Below are 19,291 nucleotides of genomic sequence, written 5' to 3'. Positions count from 1 at the left end.
GCCGGGCAGGGGCCGGACGCCTGCGCGGGTGTGCGTCAGCCGCCGAGGGCCTCGGTGCCGTGCGCGGCCGCGCGCACGGCCGGCGCCCCGCCGGATGAGTCTCGATCTCGTGCGATGGCGCGGACGATCTCGCCGGTCCGGACGGCCACGTTCGACAGTAGTGACGACGAGATGCCGTGCGTGTGTTCGGTGCCGCCCTGCAGGAAGATCGAGCCCTCGGTGGCGGCCCGGGTGACCAGTCGGTAATCGCGGGTCACCGCCGGGCCGCCGTCCTCGGCGACGACGTCGGCGGCCAGGTCACCGAGGACTGTGCCCAGGTCCATCTGGTGGAAGCCGGTGGCGCACACGACGCCGTCGCAGAGCAGGTCCTCGGTGAGGCCGGTGGGCTCGTGCGCCACCGTCACCACGACGCCGTCGCCGCGGTCGTCGACCCGGAGCGCGCGCGACGCGCCGTGCATGAATAGTCGACGCTCACCCGACACCCGTTCGGCGTACTCGCGGGCATAGAGCTCCTCGATCAGGGGCAGGTCGACCGCCGAGTAGTTGGTGGCGCGATGGTAGGACATCAGCCGGCGTCGGAAGTCGGGCGTCGACGAATGGAAGTCGTCGACGGCACTCGGATCGAAGATGCGGTTGGCGTAGGGGCTGTCGTCGGCCGGGCTGTAGCCGTACTTGGCGAACACGGCGTGGACCTCGGCGCCCGGATACGTGGAATGGAGGTACTCCACCGTCTCCGCCGCGCTCTGACCGGCACCGAGAACGACGAACCGGCCGTGGCGGGGCGTGGGGAGCTCGGCGAGGCGACCGAGGAGGTCGTGGTTGTGGAATACCCGCGCCGACGGTGTGACGTACTCGGGCAGGCGCGCGCTGAGACCGGTGGACACGACGACGTTGCGTGCCCGGACGACACCGGCGCCGGCTCCGGCCAGCGTGACCTCGAAATGGTCGTCGACCGGGCGCACGCCGGTGGCCGTCGTCGCATAGGTGACGTCGGCGTCGACGGTGCGAGCCGCCCACTCCAGATAATCGTGGAACTCGTGTCGGGTGGGAAAGAAGGTCTGGTGGTTCACGAAGTCGATCAGACGTCCCTGCGCGGCCAGGTAGCTGAGGAACGAGTAGCGGCTGTGCACGTTGCGCTGGGTAACCAGATCCTTGAGGAACGAGATCTGCATGGTGGTGCGCGGCAACAACATTCCCGTGTGCCAGCCGAATCGGTTCTGCCGTTCGGCGAATCGGAGGGTCAGCGGCGGACCGGTGTGCGCGGCGTTGTGCTCGGCCGCCGCGATCGCGAGTCCGAGGTTCGACGGACCGAATCCGACGCCGAGGACATCGACCGGGCCGGGACCTTCTCCGGATGCGCCGCGCAGGGTCGGCGGCTGCTGGTGGGTGTGGGCTGAGTCGTTCATCGGTGATCCTCGGGATGGTCGTCGGGGGGAGGAGGCTGGCGGTGGGGAGGTAGACGGTGGGTGTGGGGCACGGCGCCACGAGCGGACTCCCCGTCGGACGCTGATGGACCCGCCCACGCCGTCCACAGCCGGGACAGATGTCCGCCGGCGGCGATGAGCTCGTCGGGGGTTCCGTACTCGATGACGGTTCCCGCCTCGAGGACCGCGACCGCGTCGGCGGAACGGATCTGGCTGAGGCGGTGGGCGATGATCACGGCGGTGCGGCCGGCGATGGCGACCTCGGCGGCCTCCTCGAGTTCGGCGGCGTGATGGCTGCCCGCTTCCGCGGTCGCCTCGTCGAGGACGACGACCTGTGGATCGGCGAGAAGGAGCCGGGCCAGCGCGACCTGCTGCGCCTGGGCGTCGGTCAGCTGGTGGCCGCCGTCCCCGACACCTGTGTCGACCCCGTCCGGTAGCGCGTGTACCCAGTCGGAGGCACCAACCCGGCCCAACGCCTTTTCGACCTCCGCTGCGGAGGCCTCGGGGGCGGCCAGGCGTAGGTCGTCGATCAGCGGCCCGGCGAAGACGTGCACTTCCTGGCTGACGGTGTAGACGGCGTGGTCGCCGCCGACGACCACACGTCCGGCGTCGGGGACGAGCGTGCCGCCGACGATGCCGGCGACCGTCGATTTGCCGGCGCCGCTCGCGCCCACCAGCGCCAGACTGCGTCCCGCCGGGACGTGGAGATCGACCCCGCGCAGCACCGGGCGCCCGGCGCGGTAGGAGAAGGCGACGTCGTCGAGTGTGAGATCGGCAGGAGTGTCCGCGTCCGCGGTGGAGGTCCGGTGTGCCGGCCCTCCGTCGGCCTGAGTGACGCCGATGAGACGGGCGAGACCGGCGGCGGCGAGCTGTAGATCGGCGGCGCTGTAGAGGATCATGCCGATCGGATTGAAGAGCCGGTGGAACATCAGCGCTGCTGCCGTGGTCGCGCCGACGGTCGTCGCCCCGGACGACACCGCCCAGTACCCGACCACGAGTATCGCTGCCAGACCGGCGAACTCGGCCCGGTTGACTCGACCGACGAGCCGGGTGAAGAGGGTGAACGCCGCCATCGCGAGATCACGGGTGCGCCCGGACGTGCGGTCCACCTCCTCGAGGGCCCACGACTCGGCGGCGTAGGCGTGGACCGTGTCACGTCCACCGATCGTCTCCACGAGCGCATGGGAGCGGTCGGCGGCGGCGCGGCGTTCGGCGGCGTAGACGGGACCGGATCGAGGGAGGTACCACCGCAGGGCGACGACGTAGAACGGAACGGCCAGCGCGCCGGCGAGTCCGAGTCGCCAGTCGAGGCCGAGCATCGCCACCAGGGTGACCGCTGCCAGCGCGACGGCGGTGACGACGGTCGGCAACACCGTGGTGACCGCCCGGTTGACGGCGGTCACGTCGTTGCTCACGCGCGACAGCAGGTCGCCGCGGCCGGCATCCTCGAGGAGATCGCGCCGCATGTGCAGAGCACTCGACACGGCCGACTCCCGCGTGTCCGCGAGAAGGTCGGCGCCGAGGTGCGCGACGGCGTGCATGGTGGCGCCCGCGGCGAGTCCGCCGACGAGGGCGGCCACCCCGGCGACGGTGGCGATGGGGATCAGGGTCGATACCGCGGCGTGCTCGGTGACCCGGTCGACGAGGACGCCGAGGGCGAGCAGCGGCACCACCCCGGCGACGGCCGCGACGACACACAGCAGAAGCACCGACGACGACCGCACCGGATGTCGGCGAAGCCCGGCGCCGATGTGCCGCACGGTCTCGCCGGCGGTGGCGACCGGCAGGATCACGGTCTCACCGATCGGCTCGGCTGACCTCGCGTGATTCGTCGGACCGGTCATCGGTCGGCCGTCCCCGGGAGGCGGGTGCTGTCGGCGACGGTCGGCGTGCCCGGCCCGCTCGGGACGTCGTGTGTGGCGACGACCCGATCGGCGACCGCCGCCCAGGCGGGACTCGTGGTGACGACGACGGTCGTCCGATCGTGGCGAAGGCCGTGCCGGCGCGCATGCACCGCCCGGGCGATCGTGCTCTCGGTGACGGAGTCGACCGCGGTCGTGGGCTCGTGGAGGACGAGGACGGCCGGATCGGTGAGCAGCGCACGGCTCAACGCCAGGCGCTGTCGCTGACCGCCGGACAGGGATTGCCCCCGGTCGGTGACCGGCAGCGACCACGCCACATCGGGGTCGGGACGTCGGGTGATGTCGTCGCCGGTGACCGGCGCACGGTCGGTGGGAAGGGCACCGTCGACGATGTCCTGACTTCCCATGGCATGCAGGAGATCGAGGGCATCGTCTCGATCGATGGTCACCCGCCCGAGGGCCAGATTGTCGCCGATGGTGCCGGTGAACAGGTCGACGCGATGGGGTTCCACGAGCAACGCACCGGGGCGGGCGTCGGGCGCGAGATCATGCGTCGCCCGACCCGACACGGCGGTCCGTCCGTGCTGGGGCACCTGCGCTCCGCTGAGCAGATCGATGACCCGTTGCGCCGACCGCGCGGTCGGCGCCGCGACGACGACGAGTTCGCCGTCGGCGACCCGGAGGTCGCCGACCTCGTCGACGATGTCGATGACCGGGCCGGGTGGGGTGCGCAGGTCGGACCCGGCCTCGGGCAGCGGCAGTGGGGACGAGGGCCGACCGGAGGAGGACTGGGCAGACCAGGGCGCAACGGCAGAGGGCGAGCCGCCGGCGAGAACCAGCGCCACCCGCGCGGCGGACGCACGCGCGGTTGCGACGCGTCCCGGGAACATCGCGAGGAGGGCGAGCGGTTCGGTCAGGAACTGGGCGAGGCCGAGAACGGCGATGAGGGCGCCGACGCTGATGCGATCGGTGAGGGCGAACCATCCGGTGAGCGTCGCCACCGCGACGGCGAGGACACCGGTGACGCCCGTGGCGGTGCCGAAGAACGTGCCGTGGCCGATCGCCGCCCGCTGCATCGCCGTGCGGGCGTCCTCGTTGACCGACCGATATCGTCGTGCGGCAACGGTTTCGGCACGGATGCCGCGCAGCGGTCGGAGCCCGGCGATCAGGTCGGTGGCGATGGCGGTGGCGCGGCCGATGTGATGCTGTTGTGTTCCGACACGGCGGGTCACGATCGGCGTGACGATCTGAACCAGGGACAGCGCGAGCGGCACACCGATCAGCACGATCACTCCGAGGACGACATCGACCGACAGCAATGCGACCGCACACGCGGCCAGCGCCGCGACGGCCGAACCGGTCTGCGGGACGAAGCGCAACATGTTGCCGGTCTCGTCGGCGTCGGAGTTGGCGATGGACAGGACGTCTCCGGACCGGCGACGAGGATCGTGCGACCCACGGGTCAGGACCGATTCCGCGCACCGCATGCGGAGTCGGTGGGCCTCGTCCTGCGTGGTCTGCATGGCGGCCCGCGCGCCGAGGCGGTAGGAGATCGTCAATGCGACGAATACGGCGGCGAGTATCCCGATCCACGCCGACAACTGCCCGAGATCGGTTGTGGCGATTGCCCGGTCGACGATCACGCCGATCAGGACAGGCACCGCGACCTCGCAGAGCTGGTGGACCGACATCAGCGCCGTCGCCGTGACCAGGCGCCTGCGGTGGATACGGAGTCCCTCACGGAGGAGGCGGGTGCCGGTGGCGGGGTCGGGTTCCGGTGCGGTGTGGTCGGCGCCCGTCATCACGGTTGCTCTCGTTGTGCGACAGACGGTTCGGCGGCGTCGGAGCGGCGCAGGTGGGCATCGATGCGGGGCCCGATCGTCGTGAGTGCCTCGTACGAGCACATCTGCCAGTGGGTCGAGGCGACCGAGTCCGCGTCGATCACGCCCTCGATGTGGGCGTCCCAACCGCCGTGGTCGTCGGCCTCGTGATGCTCACCCTCCGGATCCGCACCGATGTACAGCAGGTCCACCGCGACGGGGGACGGGCGGTGGCGGATCAACAGGCCGTGGGTGTGTGCGGCAGCATCGATCAGATAGGTGACGGTGTCGCCGTGTATGCCGACGGGGGAATCCTCGATGTGCGCGAGCACTTCGTTGACGGCGTCCGCCGACACCGGGTCACTCGGTCTCGCGTCGGTGTCCAGGGACTGATGGTCCAGACCCAGCGCGCCGAGGAGGTCATCCATCCGCAGACCTGCCGGAGCCGGGCGCCCGATGCTCGTCGGCGACACGCTGTCGAGCATGGTGAGCGACGCCACGGTGTCGTCGTCGGCGATCAGACGGGAGGCCATGGCGTGGGCGATGACACCTCCCATCGACCAGCCGAGCAGATGGTAGGGGCCCGACGGCTGGACCCGCCGGATCTCGTCGACGTATCGTCCGGCCAGCTCGTCGATCGACCGGATGTCGGTCACCGGGTCGTCGCCGGTGATACCCGGCAGCTGGAGACCGTAGAGCGGGCGGTCTGTGATGTGGCGGGTGAGACCGCCGTAGCCCCAGGACAATCCGATCGCGGGGTGGATGCAGAACAGCGGTGCGCCCGATCCGGTGCCGCGGATCGGCAGGAGGGTGCCCAGGGCGGCGTCCTGGGCGACGGGTTCGGGGTCGTCGATCAGACGTGCCAGTCCGCGCGGGGTGGGATCGTCGAGCACGGCGGCGATCGAGAACGGGGCACCGACCCGCTCGCGCAGCCGGGCGACCATGGCGAAGGCGGACAGTGACGTGCCGCCCAACTCGAAGAAGTCGTCGTGGACACCGACCCGCTCCACGCCGAGCGTGGTGGCGAACTCGTTTGCGACGAGTCGTTCGGAGTCCGTCGCCGGTTGCTCGAAGGGGCGTCCGGAGGCGAAATCCGGTGCGGGCAGGGCGCGCTCGTCGATCTTGCCCGACGGTGTCGTCGGGATTCGGTCGAGGATCACGATCGCGGACGGGATCGCGTGTCGGGGCAGCGAGGTCGCCAGTGCGGCCAGGATGTCCACCGGGCGTGGTTGTCCGGGCGCCGCGCTCGGATCGGCGACGACATATCCGATGAGGTGCACGGACGACTGCGGGCCGTCCCGCCCGACGGTCACCGCATGACGGACACCGGGGTATCGCATGAGCGCTGCGTCGATCTCACCTAGCTCGATCCGGTGGCCGCGGATCTTCACCTGACGATCCGCGCGCCCGAGGTACCGGAGTTCGTCGTCGTGTGAGACCGACACGAGGTCGCCGGTGCGGTACATGCGGTCACCGGGTGCCCCGAACGGATCGGCGACGAACCGCTCGGCCGTCAAGCCGAATCGCTCGTGGTATCCGCGGGCGAGTCCGGGCCCGGCGACGTACAGTTCGCCGACGACGCCGCGCGCCACGGGGCGCAATGCCCGATCGAGGACCAGCAGTGCGAATCCGATCACCGGTCGTCCGATGGTCACCGGTTCGCCGGCGCCCACCGCAACCGCATCGAGCACGGCGACGGTCGCGATGTCGGTGGCCTCGGTGGGCCCGTAGCCGTTGCGCATCGCACGGCCCGGCCCCCATCGCTGCACCAGTTCCGGACCGACGGCCTCGCCGCCGGTGCCCAGCACCCGTAGGCGTCCGAGCGCCGCCGGTTCGGTCACCGCCAACAATGCGGGTGGCAGGACGGCGTGGGTCACCTGCTCACGTTCGATCAGGGCGGACAGGGCGTCGGGGCCCTGCTCGGGATCACTGACGACCAGGGTCGCCGATGCGGAGAGCGCGGCGAGGAGCTCGCCGATCGACATGTCGAAGCTCGGCGAACTGTTGTGCAGGTATCGGGTCGACGGTTCCACGAGGTACCGCAGGCGCCGTTCGGTCGCGAGGTTGGCGAGGCCGTCGTGGGTGACGACCACGCCCTTGGGCCGACCGGTCGAACCCGAGGTGTAGATCATGTACGCGGTGTGGTCGACACGGTCGGATGCCTCCGGGACCTCGGCCGCCGGACCGCGCTCGAGGTCGTCGAGAACACCGTCGTCGAGGACGATCCAGTCCACGTCATCGGGGAGACCGGGGCGCGTGGTGCGATCGGTGATGCCGACGCGCGCTCCGCAGTCGCCGAGCATGAACGAGATCCGGTCGTCCGGGTACGCGGGGTCGATCGGTACGAACGCCGCACCCGCCGCGGCGACGGCCCATGTCGACAGGACCGAGTACGCGCTGCGCGGCAGTGCGATCGCGACGAAGTCCTCGGGTCCCGCCCCCGCGTCGAGGAGTTTCTCGGCGAGTGCCGCCGACCATCGGTCGGCTCGAGCGTAGGTGAACGAGTCTCCCGCCCAACGGATCGCGATGTTCTCAGGCGCGCGCTGTACGGCCCGGCAGATGATCTGTCGCAGCGTCAGCGGCGGTTCGGGGTCGTCGCCGCGCAGCGGGACCAGGTCGCCTCGCTCCTGCGGCGTCAGCACGGGGATCGATCCGACGGCGATGGTCGGGTCGTCGACGACCGCGTGCAGGATCTGCTCGAAGCGCACCGCGATGTCGCGGACGGTGTTCTCCGACAAGGCGTCCCGTCGGTGGCCGAACGTGACCCGCGGGTGTGGCTGCAGCGTCACCGTGAGGCTCAGCGGATAGTGGGTGAGTTCGTCGGTCACGATGTCGACGACGCGGACGCCGTCGACCGGGGTGGACGCACTCATCGTGGCGGCGTCGACCGGGTAGGACTCGAACACGACCAGGGTGTCGAACCGGGCTCCGTCACCGGCGGCCCGGTGGATGTCGGTCAGACCCACGTGCTGGTGATCGAGCACCGACGCCTGGGTGTCGTGGAGTCGTCGCCAGATCTGCGCGACGGTGTCCTCCGGCCGGGCGCGCACCCGGACCGGCAGCGTGTTGATGAACAGTCCGACGATGTCCGCGACGCCGTCGACGTCGGCGGGCCGGCCGGAGACGGTGGCGCCGAAGGTGACATCGGTGCCGTCATCGTCGGTGCGGGGCTCCGTCAGACGTCCGAGCAACAGTCCCCAGAGGCTCTGGACGACGGTGTTCGGGGTGACTCCCGCCGCGGTCGCCCGTGTGACCAACCGGTCCCAGAGCGAGGTGTCGAGGTCGACCACGACCCTCCCGGGCGCCGGCGGTGTGATCGAGGGATCGTGTTCGGGCGCCAGAAGGGTGGGCTGTGCGACGTCGTCGAACGCACGTCGCCAGACCTCCGCCGACTGCGAGACATCCTGCCGGGACAGCCATTCGAGGAACGCACGGTAGGACGGGGCGGGACCGAGCAGGGCCGCCGCCGACGGACCGGCCGCGTAGCAGGCCAGCAGATCGCGCAGCAGCAGCGGCATCGACCAGCCGTCGACCACCATGTGATGGAGCGTGACGATCAGGTCATGCAGCTCGTCGGTGCGGTCGACCAGGGCGAACCGCAGCAGTGGGGGGCGGTCGAGTGTGAACGGACGGGACAACTCCTCGGCGCGGACGGTGGCCGTGGCCCCGTCGACATCACCCGCCGTCACGGTCAGATCGACGTGCCGCCAGGCGGGCGTGCAATCGTCGACGACAACGGCGACGAGATCGCCTCGCGCCGTGGGCACGAACGCCGACCGAAGAGCCGGATGACGGGCCACGACATCGTCGGCGGCACGACGCACCCGCTCGGGGTCGACCGGCCCCTCCAGCGTCACCACGGCCTGCGAGACGTAGACGTCGCTGCGGTCGGCGGCCCGCACCGGTCCGGCCGAGGCGGTCAACGCCGAGTGGAAGGCGAAGCCCTTCTGCAGCGGCGCGGTCGGCCACACATCGGAGAGTCGCGGGAATCGTCGGGTCAGTAGGTCGAGATCGGTCTGATCGACCGGGGCGGGAACGACATCCGACGGTGTCCATCCGTGCGCGCCCGCACGGACTGCGGCGTCGACCTCCCTCAGGGCGGTCCGCCACCCGGACGCGATCCGTGCGGCGGTGTCCGCCGCGATCAGGCGGTCGATGTGATCGAGGGTGGCCCGCAGTGTCGCGGGCTCCTGTGCTGCCCCGATGACGATGGCGTTGACGTCCAGCGGCACCGCGGCGGGCATGTCCCCGTCGGGTCGGAGGTCGAGACTCCCGACGGCGTCGGTGGGTACCCAACCGATCTCGGCGACTCCGGCGGGCAGTTGTGCACTCGACACCCGTCCCAGGTAGTTGAATCCGACCGCCGCCCCGATCTCCGGGACCTCGCGGGTCGAGAGGTGGCGTGTGACACCGTATCCCGCGCCGCGCAGGGGAACCCGACGGATCGCCTCCTTGACGATCTTCACGGCCGTGATCACCCGCTCGCCCGGCGGAGTGGACAGCGCGGCGACGAGATCGACAACGACCGGGTACGCAGCGGTGAACCACCCGACGGTCCTCGACAGGTCGGCGCCCGGGACCAGATCCTCCTCGCGACCATGGCCTTCGAGCTGCACCACCGGATGTCGGATCCCCGCATCGGCGACGGCGACCATCAGTGTGCCGAGTAGCACCTCTTCCGCGCTGGCATGCAGGGCGGCCGGCACGACGTCGACCGCCGCGTGCGTCAGGTCGGCATCGAGGACGACCTCGATCCGCGACACGGTCGACATGACGTCGCGAGTGGGATCGAGTGCCATCTCCGATGTCTCTGGAACTGTGACGAAATGCTCTGTCCAGTAGGAGTTCTCGGCATCGGCGATCAGGTCGGCACGGTCGGTGAGTGCGTGTGCCCAGCGTCGCAGCGACGTCCCGGTGTCGGGCAGAACGGGTGTGCGGCAGTCGGCGACGGCGGTCCACGCGGCGATCAGGTCGGGAACCAGGATTCGCCAGGAGACACCGTCGATGACCAGATGGTGCACGACCAGGATCGCCAGGTCGCGCACGGGTGCCGGTCGACGCAGCCAGACGACATGCACCATTGCGCCGGCCCGGGGATCGAGATGGTCCAGCGCCGAATCAAGTGCGGCCTGGGCTGCTGCCTGCGGATCTTCCTCGCCGATGTCGACGGTGGTGATCACCGCGTCCGGGTCCAGCGGAGCGGCCTCCGGGATGTCCAGCCGGGGAGCGGAATCCACGTCGATCAGACGGGCCCGCAGGGCGTCATGCCGGTCGACGACGGCGGACAGCGTGGACGCGATGCCGTCGCGGGTGATGGCGTCCGGCAGTTCGAGGACGAGATGCTGTGCGTAGCGACCGATCGCGCCGGGCCGTTCGAGCAACCAGCGCATGATCGGCGTCGTCGGGAGCGAGCCCACCGCGCCCCCGTCGAGTTCGGCGAGCCGGGGCCGATCATCCGTGGTGGCTACGACGGCCAGTGCGCGTACGGTCTTGCGTTCGAACACATCTCGCGGTGTGATGTGCAGACCGGCGGCGCGGGCCCGGGAGACCAGGGTCAGCGCGGCGATGCTGTCGCCACCGAGCCCGAAGAACGAGTCGTCGGCGCCGACGCGAGCGGCCCCGAGGACCTCACCGACGACGCCGGCGAGCGTCGTCTCCACCGGCCCGGCCGGCGCACGGTAGGCGACGTCGGCGGAGAACGTCGGGAGCGGGAGTCGCGTGTGATCGAGTTTGCCGTTCGCGGTGCGGGGCAGTTCGTCGAGGACGACGAAGGCGTCCGGCGACAGGCCGGTCGGGAGCCGGGTCTCGCAGTGGTGTCGGAGTGCCGCCACGTCGGCGGTGCCTTCGGCGACGACGTAGGCGACCAGGCGTGCGCCGAGATCGGTGTCGCGCACAGCGACGACGCTCTGCGTGACGGTCGGCGCGCCGCCGACGACGGCCTCGATCTCGCCGAGCTCGATCCGCCGGCCGCGGATCTTGACCTGGTTGTCCGACCGGCCGTGGTAGCGCAGTTCGCCGGTGGCACTGTCACTTCCGGTCCAGCTGACGACATCGCCGGTACGGTACATCCGGCCACCCGCGTGCCAGGGGTTCGCCACGAACCGGCCGGCGGTCAGGTCGGGCCGACGGTGATAGCCGCGTGCGATGCCGGGACCGGCGACATACAACTCGCCTCGCATGCCGGGCAGGACCGGCCGGAGTCGGGAATCGAGGACCAGCAGTTCGAAGCCGTGCACGCCGCGTCCGATCGTGACCGGACGGTCGGCACTCAACTCGGCGACCGTCGCGATGTCGGTCGCCTCGGTGGGACCGTAGCCGTTGCGCATCGATCGCCTCGGCGCCCACCGGCGGACGAGATCGGTGGTGACCGCCTCGCCACCGACGCCGAGCATGTGGAGCCCGTCGAGGTCGGCGATGTCGAGCGTGGCCAGGACCGTCGGGGTGAGCAAGGCGTGTGTCACCCCGTTGTCGCGGATCAGGCCCGCGAGTTCGACGGGCGTCAGACCGGTCGGCGCGACGACGAGCCCGGCACCGGCGGACAACGCCGAGATCTGCTCGCCGACAGCCATGTCGAAGCCCGGCGACGTGTTGTGCAGGAATCGCGATGAGGGCTCGACGCGATAGCCGAGCCGTCGTTCGGCGGCGAGATTCGCGATGCCGCGGTGCGTGACCACGACGCCCTTCGGCCGGCCGGTCGACCCGGAGGTGTAGATCAGGTATGCGGGGTGGTCGAGTCGGATCGGGGTGCGCGGACGCACGGTGCCCGTGGGATCGGAGGGTGTGGTGTCGGCCGCATTCTCGACCTCGGTGTAGTCGGTTGCGTCGATGACGATCCAGTCGACGTCGTCGGGAAGTCCGTCGCGGAGTGCCGCTGTCGTGACGCCCACCCGCGCGCCGCTGTCGTCGAGCATGAACGAGATGCGCTCGGCGGGGTAGTCGGGGTCGATCGGGACGAACGCCGCACCCGTTGCCGCGACCGCCCACATCGCTGTGACGGAGTGCGGCGACCGGGGCACGACCACGGCGACGAACCTCTCGGGTTCGGCGCCCGCGGCGATCAGCCGATGGGCGAGTCGCGTCGCCTGTGCCCACGTCTCCCGGTAGGTGAGTGTGCCATCGCTGTGGACGATCGCGTCTCCGTCCGGATTCGATTCCACCGCAGTCGATATGAGCTCCGCGAGCGAGATCGGCGGGACCGATGGTCGTCCGGCCGCGGGGACGAGCGCTGCGCGTTCGGTGCCGGTGAGGACGTGGACGTCGCCGATGCGGTCGTCGGCGGCGGCGTCGACGATCTGATCGAGCACCCGCACGAGACGCCGGTGGTGATCGTCGAGTGTCTGTTGGTCGTACAGATGATGATTGGCGTGCAGATCGACCTGCATCGCGCCACCGGCGCCCGGGTGGACGCTGATCGTGAGGTCCGCCACCGGCCCGGTGGACAGCACCGAGAAGTGTCCCTGGACCGGGCCCAGGGCGATGTCGGTCGGGAAGTTCATGATGTTGATCGTCGGTCCATACAGGCCGCCGAGTGATGGGCCGTCGCCCTGACCACCGAGTTCGCGCAGGAGATCTTCACTCCGATAGCGCTGATGCCGAAGTGCGCCGGTCAGTTCCAGGGACACAGCGCGGAGCAGGTCGCCGATCGTCGTGTCGGGTGCGATGCGCAATCGGATGGGCACGACATTGGACACCATCCCGGCGGATCGGCGCAACACCGCGTTGGTGCGGGCCGTGACGGGGAGACTGAGAACGACGTCTTCGGTGTCGGTGGCCACGGACAGGTAGGTGGCGACGGCGGCGACGATCAGGGCGGCCTCGATGCTGCCGTGCCGTTGCGCCGCGCTCGCCAGGCGTTCGGTGAGGTCCGACCCGAACGGCCCGCCGGTCCGGAGAGGCACGATGTCGGGCATGGCGGAGCCATCGGCCAGCGAGAGGGGCTCGGGGAGATCCGCAGCCTTCGTCACCCAGTGGTCGCGGTCGGTCCGGAAGCGCCGCGACGCACGGTAATCGGTCTCCGCACTGAGCAATTCGGTCAGTTCGGGTGCGGAATAGCCGTCGTCGTCGGTGCCGGACAGCAACGCCGAGTACAACTCGGCAGCGCGGTTGATGAACCGGATCGCGCCGTAGCCATCGACCACGATGTGATGGATGCAGGAATACCAGAACCAGTGGTCGTCCCCGAGTCTCAGTACCGCGCCGCGGATCAGGCGGTCACCCAGCAGGTCGAACGGCGCAGTGTAGTCGGCCCTCATCCACTCATGTGCCGCGGCGACGGGGTCGGTGCGATCGCGGAGGTCGACGCGCGTGAACGAGTCCGACTGACCGTGGTCGATCACCTGGTGGGGCTCGCCACCGATCTCGACGAGTCGCAGCATTCCGCTCCCGACGTCGTGCAGACCGCGTCGGCACACCTCGTCGAGAAGATCCACGTCGAGGCCGCCGGTGAACTCGATGACGTCGGCGATGACGATCGGGACCTCGGGCAACAGATGCTGGGCGAACCAGATCCCTCGTTGGGCCGCAGTCAGTGGGAACGGCTCGTTCGCCGTTTTCGCAGGGGAGTCCCCGGGGACCCCGTCGAATCGGCCAGACGTCATGTACTTCCTCGCGGTCCCGGACGCGCTACCCCGGCACCGTCGCCTCAGGTAACCATAACCTTGTAAAAGTCAGGGTTGCATATCCTCATCGTGTCGGCAAAGGTGAGCCTGGATCGCCGCACAGCCCGCGACGATCCCGAACTCATCGACACTCCGTCCGCTCTCCGACATGAGGTTCATCCATGCGCGTCGTCACCTTCGGATATCAGACCTGGGGCCACAAGACCCTCGAGGCGCTCGTCGACTCGCGGCACGAGGTCGTGCTGTCGGTGACCCATCCGCCGAGTGAGCATTCCTACGAGACGATCTGGTCGGACTCTGTCGAGGAGCTGGCACGCGCGCACGACATCCCCGTCCATCTGGCCCAGCGCCCTGATGCCGACCTCATCGCCCGGGTCAAGGCCGCCGAACCCGACATCATCGTCGCCAACAACTGGCGGACGTGGCTGCCGCGCGAGTTGTTCGACCTCCCGCCCCACGGCACCCTCAACCTGCACGACTCGCTGCTGCCCAAGTTCACCGGCTTCTCGCCGGTCATCTGGGCGCTGATCAGTGGCGAGTCGGAGGTGGGTCTGACCGCGCACCGGATGGACGACGGTCTGGACACCGGCGACATCGTGCTGCAGAAGTCGGTGCCGATCACCGCGACGTCGACCGCGACCGAACTGGTGCGCGCCACCATCGACATCATCCCGGAGGTGCTCACCGAGGCCCTCGAGCTCATCGAGACCGGCACCGCGGTGTGGACTCCGCAGGATCTCGCCGCACGGACGTTCTTCCACAAGCGTGCCGACATCGACTCGCGCATCGACTGGACGTGGCCCGCAGACCAGATCGATCGACTGGTCCGCGCGCAGTCCGATCCATACCCCAACGCCTACACGCATTTCCGCGGGGAGCGGCTCAGGGTGACGAAAGCCTCGGTGTCGCAATGCATCTACGGCGGAACACCCGGGCGGGTGTTCATCCACGAGGGCGATGGCATGGTCATCGTCGCCGGTGCGGACGCCCATCTCGGCCGCAACAGGGGACTGGTGATCGAGCGTCTGCGCACCGACGACGGTGTCGAGCACGATGGGAAGACGTTCTTCCCGTACGGGGGCGGCTACCTCGGCTGATGCGGCGGCGGACGGCCCCGGCACGAGCCGTCGGTAACGACCCCCTCAGGCGGTCACCTCGTTCAGCACGCCCGTGGCCACGTCGAACACGAACCCGCGTAATGAACTCGTCTTGGTGATGAACGGGCTGTTCGTGATCCGGGTGATCGACTGACGGACGTCCTCGTCGAGATCTCCGAACGCCTCGGCGGCCCATGCGGGCTTCTGTCCGGTCTCAGACTGGATCTCACGCTTGAAGTCGTCGTCGGTGAAGGTCAGCATCCCGCAGTCGGTGTGGTGGATGAGGATGATCTCGGTCGTGCCGAGCAGGCGCTGGCTGATGGCGAGGCTCCGGATCTCGTCGTCGGTGACGACGCCGCCCGCGTTGCGGATGACGTGTGCCTCGCCGTCCTCGAGCCCGAGGATCCGATAGACGTCGAGCCGTGCGTCCATGCACGCGACCACCGCGACGTGCCGGCTCGGGGGCAGCGGAAGGGGACCGGAGAAGGACTTCGCGTAGTCGGCGTTGTTGGCCAGGTACTCATCGGTGACACTCATGCACCGATGTCTATATGTCCGGAGCTCCCGGCGTGAGGGTTGAACTCAACGTGACGACAACCCGTGTTCGTGGCGTCAGTGCCAGTCGGTGAGCAATTCGGTGGCCCGCTCCGCGAGATTCATCTGCCACAGCGGTCCGAAGCTGACCCGGCCGACGCCGAGCTCGGCGAAGTGCGCGCGCGAGCCCTGCGCGGGGTTGCCGATCGCGTTGACCGGCAGCGGCAGTTCTGTGGCGAGTCGGCGCTGGACGTCGTCGGAGTGGAATCCCACCGGATACAGCGACCGCGCTCCGGCGTCTGCACACAGCCGCAGCCGTGAGATGGCGAGGTCGACCCGGTCGGCCTCGTCGCCGACCTGCTTGAGGAACACATCGGTGCGTGCGTTGACGACCAGCGGGACCCCGGCGCCGTCGGCGGCCTGGCGGAGCGCGCCGACGAGGTCGGCGTGCTCGGCGGCCTCACGCAGCCGCCCGCCCTCGGAGTGCACGGTGTCCTCGATGTTGAGTCCGACGGCGCCGGCGTCGAGGAGCCCCTCGATGAGACGTTCGGGGGATTCGCCGTACCCCGATTCGATGTCGACGGACAGCGGGACGTCGACCGCGCCGCTGATCTGCCGAACCCTGGTGAGCAGTTCCTCGAACGTCATGCCCTCGTTGTCGGCGCGTCCGATCGAGTCCGCCACCGGATGGCTGCCGATGGTCAGCGCGGCGAATCCGCCCTCGACCGCCAGCCCGGCCGACCAGGCGTCCCACACGGTGGGGAAGACGCCCGGGTCACCCGGGCGGTGCAGATCGAGCAGTGCCTGTGCCGAGGTCGCGAGATCACGAGTTGCCATCGAGGGAGCCCTTCACGTCGTTGAGTACCAACCATGCTGCCGACAATCCTGCTCCGCCGTACCAGATCTGGTCGTCGACCGCGAGAACCCGTTTCCAGGTCGGTGCACCCATGTCGAGCCAGCGGTCGCTCTCGAGGACGTCTTTGCCGTGCTCGAGTCCACGATCGCCCTGGAAGCTGACGTAGATGAGATCCCCGTCGGCGTCGGTGAAGTTCTTGTCGGTGACGGTGAACGACTGTGGCGATCGTTGCGGTTCGGGGCGCTGGACACCGATGTCGGCGAGAATGCCGCCGGCGAAGGAATCGGTGCCGGCGATCATCTCCGAGTCGCCGGTGAACCGGACGAGTGACACCTGATTGTGTTGGGCGTCCATGCGGCGACCCGTCTTCTGTGCCTCGGTCCGGAACTCCTCGAGCAGTCGGGCACCGGTCTCCGAGCGGCCGAGGCCGTCGGCGACGGACTGGAACCGTGCCTGCCAGTCCGCGGACGGCGCGACGGTGACGACCCGGGCGTCCGGGAAGGCGGCCGACGAACCGGTGGTCCGGGGCGTGGTGAGGACGACGTCGGGCGCGGCCGTCGACACCGCGGCGGCGTCCGGGGTGGTCCCGATCGTCGGCACCGAGGTGAGCTGTGGGCCGAGATAGGCCGGGATCGAGCCGGGGTCGGCGGTGACGGCGACGACCTCGGGGCCGAGTCCGAGGGCGCACACGGCATCCAGCAACGACGGGTCGGTGACGACGATGCGGCCGGCATCGGTCTGTCCGGCGTCAGGAGCGGTGGGGGCCAGGCACGTCTTCGAGAGGTCGCGGTCGGCGTTGACGATGTTCACCTCGGCCACGCGGGTGGTGACGGACGAGATGGGCGACCCGTCGGGTGTGGTGAGCGGCCCCTCTTCGCTGCAGCCGGCGAGCGCGGCGGCGGTGACCGCGCAGACCGTCACGGCGATCGCGCGGGGGACCCGACGCGTGAACCGACGGCGGGTGAGACGGGCCGTGTGAACCGGGGTTTCGCCGCTGCGCTGCACGCGAACACGCTAGCACCGGCGGGCCCGGCTCCCGCCCGCCCGCACACGGGCCCCGCAGAGGGTGGTCCGAAGGCACGTCCACAGGGACCGCGAGTCGCCTGTTCCGAATACCCTGAACTGGGTGTTTCCGACCCTCCCGGAATCAAATACGACGGATCGTAGGACCCGTTCGGCCACCGCCCCTTCGAGGGTTTAGGATCAGTAACCAGCGCTCGTTTTGTTCATGTGGCGACCGATGGGAAACGGCAGGTGACCGGCCCGTTGGTTGCGCAACGAGGAGGATCTGTGACCGCGGTCGACCAGCCCACCACGCAAGTGGCTCCAGTGCGTCCCTTCCCGGAGCGCTATCAGCCCAAGGGTTCGTTCATCTACAAGCTGATCACCACCACCGATCACAAGCTGATCGGCATGATGTACATCACGGCCTGCTTCGCCTTCTTCCTGATCGGCGGCCTGATGGCGCTGCTGATGCGTGGCGAACTGGCTCATCCGGGCATGCAGTTCCTGTCCACGGAGCAGTTCAATCAGCTGTTCACCATGCACGGCACGGTGATGCTGCTCTTCTACGCGACGCCGATCGTCATCGGGTTCGCCAACTTCGTCCTGCCGTTGCAGATCGGTTCGCCGGACGTCGCGTTCCCGCGACTCAACGCCTTCGGCTTCTGGCTGTTCGTGTTCGGTGCGTCGATCGCCCTGGCCGGCTTCCTGACGCCGGGCGGCGCCGCCGACTTCGGCTGGACCGCCTACACCCCGCTGACCGACGCGATCCATTCGCCGGGCGTCGGCGCCGACCTGTGGATCATGGGTCTGGGCGTGAGTGGTCTGGGCACCATCCTCGGTGGCGTGAACATGGTGACGACCGTCGTCTGTCTGCGTGCTCCCGGCATGACCATGTTCCGCATGCCGATCTTCACCTGGAACATCCTCGTCACCAGCGTGCTGATCCTGCTCGTGTTCCCGCTGCTGACCGCGGCCCTGCTCGGCCTGGAGGTCGACCGCCAGTTCGGCGCGCACCTGTACGACCCCGCCAACGGTGGTGTGATCCTGTGGCAGCACCTCTTCTGGTTCTTCGGTCACCCCGAGGTGTACGTCATCGCGCTCCCGTTCTTCGGCATCGTGTCCGAGGTGTTCCCGGTGTTCGCGCGGAAACCGATCTTCGGTTACTCGGGCCTGGTCTACGCGACGCTGTCGATCGCCGCGCTGTCAGTGGCCGTGTGGGCTCACCACATGTACGTGACCGGCGCCGTGTTGCTGCCGTTCTTCTCCTTCATGACGTTCCTCATCGCGGTCCCGACCGGTGTGAAGTTCTTCAACTGGATCGGCACGATGTGGCGAGGGAACATGACGTTCGAGACGCCGATGTTGTTCTCCGTGGGCTTCATCGTCACGTTCCTCTTCGGTGGCCTCACCGGTGTGCTGCTGGCCAGCCCACCGCTGGACTTCCACCTGTCCGACAGCTACTTCGTGGTCGCGCACTTCCACTACGTGCTCTTCGGCACGATCGTGTTCGCCACCTATGCGGGCATCTACTTCTGGTTCCCGAAGATGACCGGACGCATGCTCGACGAACGGCTCGGCAAGATCCACTTCTGGCTGACGTTCATCGGCTTCCACACGACGTTCCTGGTGCAGCACTGGCTGGGCAACGAGGGCATGCCCCGCCGGTACGCCGACTACCTGCCGTCGGACGGCTTCACGACGCTCAACATGATCTCGACCGTGGGCGCCTTCATCCTCGGCCTGTCGACCCTGCCGTTCCTCTGGAACGTCTTCCGGAGCTACCGCTACGGCGAGGTCGTGACCGTCGACGACCCGTGGGGCTTCGGCAACTCGCTCGAGTGGGCCACCAGCTGCCCGCCGCCGCGGCACAACTTCACCGAGCTGCCCCGAATCCGGTCCGAGCGTCCGGCGTTCGAGCTGCACTATCCGCACATGATCGAGCGAATGCGCGCCGAGGCGCACGTAGGACCGGGTCATGGCCACGAGAGTGAGGCCGTCGAGGACACCCGTCGTGGTCCGCTGACGACCGGCACCCACGAGGCGTCCGGGGACCCGGATCCGCGCTAACGCCGCGG

At 69.2% G+C, this 19,291-nt stretch carries 9 protein-coding genes; 2 read left to right on the top strand and 7 right to left on the bottom strand.

The window, feature by feature from the left end; genetic code table 11:
• Window positions 1–35 precede the first annotated feature (35 nt).
• The 4 genes from EEB19_RS04150 to EEB19_RS04135 are packed head-to-tail and all read right to left on the bottom strand — an operon-like array spanning window position 36 to window position 13,703.
• The gene (locus EEB19_RS04150; protein ID WP_187583461.1) at window positions 36–1,406 is read right to left on the bottom strand and encodes a lysine N(6)-hydroxylase/L-ornithine N(5)-oxygenase family protein; all 1,371 of its coding nucleotides are present in this window, start codon (window positions 1,404–1,406) and stop codon (window positions 36–38) included.
• The gene (locus tag EEB19_RS04145) at window positions 1,403–3,268 is read right to left on the bottom strand and encodes an ABC transporter ATP-binding protein (protein ID WP_187583460.1); all 1,866 of its coding nucleotides are present in this window, start codon (window positions 3,266–3,268) and stop codon (window positions 1,403–1,405) included. The genes EEB19_RS04150 and EEB19_RS04145 overlap by 4 nt, the downstream gene beginning before the upstream one ends.
• Window positions 3,265–5,088 (bottom strand): ABC transporter ATP-binding protein, encoded by a 1,824-nt coding sequence (locus EEB19_RS04140; RefSeq protein WP_187583459.1) that lies wholly within the window; start codon window positions 5,086–5,088, stop codon window positions 3,265–3,267. Before EEB19_RS04140 ends, EEB19_RS04145 begins: the two co-directional genes overlap by 4 nt.
• On the bottom strand, window positions 5,088–13,703 hold the full coding sequence (locus EEB19_RS04135; RefSeq protein ID WP_187583458.1) for a non-ribosomal peptide synthetase: 8,616 nt from the start codon (window positions 13,701–13,703) through the stop codon (window positions 5,088–5,090). The genes EEB19_RS04140 and EEB19_RS04135 overlap by 1 nt, the downstream gene beginning before the upstream one ends.
• Before the next feature lie 182 nt (window positions 13,704–13,885).
• On the opposite strand from EEB19_RS04135, the gene EEB19_RS04130 reads away from it, so the two are divergent.
• The gene (locus EEB19_RS04130; protein ID WP_187583457.1) at window positions 13,886–14,821 is read left to right on the top strand and encodes a methionyl-tRNA formyltransferase; all 936 of its coding nucleotides are present in this window, start codon (window positions 13,886–13,888) and stop codon (window positions 14,819–14,821) included.
• Between the two features lie 45 nt (window positions 14,822–14,866).
• On the opposite strand, the gene EEB19_RS04125 is transcribed toward EEB19_RS04130, so the two are convergent.
• The 3 genes from EEB19_RS04125 to EEB19_RS04115 form a co-directional block, all read right to left on the bottom strand.
• Window positions 14,867–15,358, bottom strand: a complete 492-nt coding sequence (locus tag EEB19_RS04125) for a carbonic anhydrase (protein WP_187583455.1) — start codon at window positions 15,356–15,358, stop codon at window positions 14,867–14,869.
• A 75-nt stretch (window positions 15,359–15,433) separates the two neighbouring features.
• Window positions 15,434–16,192, bottom strand: a complete 759-nt coding sequence (locus EEB19_RS04120) for an isocitrate lyase/phosphoenolpyruvate mutase family protein (protein WP_187583454.1) — start codon at window positions 16,190–16,192, stop codon at window positions 15,434–15,436.
• Complete coding sequence (locus tag EEB19_RS04115; RefSeq protein ID WP_262365431.1) at window positions 16,179–17,138, bottom strand: ABC transporter substrate-binding protein; 960 nt, start codon at window positions 17,136–17,138, stop codon at window positions 16,179–16,181. Before EEB19_RS04115 ends, EEB19_RS04120 begins: the two co-directional genes overlap by 14 nt.
• Before the next feature lie 363 nt (window positions 17,139–17,501).
• Between EEB19_RS04115 and ctaD the strand changes: the two genes are divergently transcribed.
• Window positions 17,502–19,283, top strand: a complete 1,782-nt coding sequence (gene ctaD / locus EEB19_RS04110; RefSeq protein ID WP_187583450.1) for a cytochrome c oxidase subunit I — start codon at window positions 17,502–17,504, stop codon at window positions 19,281–19,283.
• The last annotated feature ends 8 nt before the right edge of the window (window positions 19,284–19,291 follow it).

It is taken from the genome of Gordonia sp. OPL2, from assembly GCF_003797825.1.
GTDB lineage: Bacteria > Actinomycetota > Actinomycetes > Mycobacteriales > Mycobacteriaceae > Gordonia.
This window is presented reverse-complemented; position numbering and strand designations above follow the sequence as displayed.